This is a genomic window from Actinophytocola sp., from assembly GCF_036402745.1.
Taxonomy (GTDB): Bacteria; Actinomycetota; Actinomycetes; order Mycobacteriales; family Pseudonocardiaceae; genus Actinophytocola.
The window spans coordinates 1-2,411 of sequence record NZ_DASWSJ010000103.1 but is presented as its reverse complement, the minus strand read 5'-3'; the positions used below and the strand labels follow the sequence as shown (position 1 = coordinate 2,411).

Here is a 2,411-nt window from a genome sequence, read left to right as displayed (position 1 = left end):
CCATGAAGCGGGGAGTGCCACCGACGGCGCGGAACGCCCGCACCGGACTGTTCACCCCGCCCGGGGTGATCTGCTGGGCGCGGGCGAAGAGGCCGGCCGAGACGGGGGCCTCGTAGGCGTAGGAGGAGCTGTCGAGCGCGGTCACCGACCCAGTGTCCCCTGACTTCCTGGGGGCCGGTCGGGGGTGTCCGGGCGGGTGTCCCCGAGGCGGAGCATCAACGCCTCGTACAGCGGTGCCGGATCGCGCGTCGGCACGAGGAAGTTCCGCCCGTCGCCGAGCTTCAGCGGCAGACCGGTGCGCCCGCGGGGCAGCGACCAGCCGCCACCGAGGACCGGGGCGCCGGCGTCGACACCCGAGTCCACCGCGCGCAGATGCTCGATGTCGATGTCGGCGAAGGCGACGAGCTCACGACCCACGCTGAGGCCGTCCGCGCCGACCCGCACGGTCCAGATCCGTCGCGCGGCCAGGCAGCCGACCGCGACGGCGCCGAGCACCGCGACCGCCGCCACGAGCCAGAACAGCGGGGGGATGTCGCGCCCGGGGAGCAGCGCGTCCAGCACCAGAAAGACGCCGAAGGCGCCGGCCACGAACCAGAACGGCCGCCAGCTGCCGCCGGCCTCCACGTACCGATCGACCGTGTCCCTGCCCACCTGGTTCAGCGCGTGAGCAGCCGCGCGGCCTCGACCGCCCAGTAGGTCAGCACCGTCCCGGCGCCGGCCCGCCGGATGCTGGTGAGGGTCTCCAGGATGGCCCGCTCCCGATCGATCCAGCCGTTGCGCGCGGCCGCCTCGACCATCGCGTACTCACCGCTGACCTGGTAGGCGCTGACCGGTACGTGCACCGCCTCGGCGACCCGCGTGATGATGTCGAGGTAGGGCAGGGCCGGCTTCACCATCACGGCGTCGGCGCCCTCGGCGAGGTCCTGCGCCACCTCGCGCAGCGCCTCGTCGGCGTTGGGCGGGTCCATCTGGTAGGTCGAGCGGTCGCCGAACTGCGGCGCCCCCTCGGCGGCCTCGCGGAACGGGCCGTAGAACCCCGAGGCGTACTTGGCGGCGTAGGCCAGGATCGGCGTCTCGGTGAAAGCGGCGCCGTCCAGGGCCGTGCGGATGGCGGCGACCTGGCCGTCCATCATCCCGCTGGGGGCGATGACGTGGGCGCCGGCCCGCGCCTGGGCGATGGCCACGGCCGCGTAGCGGTCCAGGGTCGGGTCGTTGTCCACGACGCCGGCCGGGGTGACCACGCCGCAGTGCCCGTGGTCGGTGTACTCGCAGAGACAGAGGTCGGCCATGAGCACCAGCTCGTCGCCGAGATCGGCCCGCAGCTGCTGCAGCGCGACGTTGACGATCCCGTCGGCGGCGTCGGCCTGCGAGCCGACCGGGTCCTTCGCACCGGGGATGCCGAACAGCATCAGCCCGCCGATGCCCGCCTCGGCGGCCTCGTGCGCGGCCGTGCGCAGCGAGTCCACCGAGTGCTGGACGACACCGGGCATCGAGCCGATGGGAACCGGCTCGTCGATGCCCTGCTTGACGAAGACCGGCAGCACGAAGTCCGCCGGCGAGAGCCGGGTCTGCGCGGTCAGCCGCCGCAGCGCGGGCGTCGACCGGAGCCGACGCCCGCGAGAGAACCCAGCCGTCACTTCTCGGCCCCGTCCTCCGCCGCCGCTCGCAGGGAGTCGGCGTACTCGGCCAGGGCGTCGACCAACGGCCCGACGGCCGCGGTCTCCGGCTGCACGTCCACGCGCAGACCGAATTCCTGCGCGCTGGCGGCGGTGGCCGGGCCGATCACCGCGACCACCGTCTTGGCGTGCGGCTTGCCGGCGATACCGACCAGGTTGCGCACCGTGCTCGAGGAGGTGAAGCAGACGGCGTCGAAGCCGCCACCCTTGATCGCCTCGCGCACCGACGCGGCCGGCGGAGCGGCCCGCACCGTCCGGTAGGCGGTGACGTCGTCGATCTCCCAGCCACGCTCCTTGAGCCCGGCGGCGAGCGTCTCGGTCGCGATGTCGGCGCGGGGCAGCAGCACCCGGTCGATCGGGTCGAAGACGTCGTCGTAGGGCGGGAAGTCGGCCAGCAGGCCCTCGCTGGACTGCTGCCCGGTGGGCACCAGCTCCGGCACGATGCCGAAGGCACGCACGGCGTCAGCGGTCTGCTCGCCGACGCAGGCGACCTTCACCCCGGCGAAGGCGCGGGCGTCCAGGCCGAGCTCGGTGAACTTCTCCCGGACCGCCTTCACCGCGTTGACGGAGGTGAAGATGATCCAGCCGTAGCGCCCGGTGACCAGGCCCTTGATCGCGCGGTCCATCTGCGCGGGGCTGCGCGGGGGCTCGACGGCGATGGTCGGCACCTCGACCGGCACGGCGCCGTAGGCCCGCAGCCGCTCGCTCATCTCGCCGGCCTGGTCCTTGGTGCGC

At 73.6% G+C, this 2,411-nt stretch carries 3 protein-coding genes; all 3 read right to left on the bottom strand.

Annotation, left to right across the window (positions count from 1 at the left end):
- Positions 1–141: 141 nt before the first annotated feature.
- On the bottom strand, positions 142–651 hold the full coding sequence (locus tag VGD70_RS10075) for a hypothetical protein (RefSeq protein WP_331080406.1): 510 nt from the start codon (positions 649–651) through the stop codon (positions 142–144).
- 5 nt (positions 652–656) lie between these two features.
- A complete protein-coding gene (gene hemB, locus VGD70_RS10070) occupies positions 657–1,637 on the bottom strand; it encodes a porphobilinogen synthase (protein ID WP_331080404.1) in 981 nt (326 codons plus the stop codon).
- On the bottom strand, positions 1,634–2,411 hold a 778-nt coding region (locus VGD70_RS10065; RefSeq protein WP_331080402.1), incomplete at its 5' end, for a uroporphyrinogen-III synthase. The genes VGD70_RS10065 and hemB, both read right to left, overlap by 4 nt.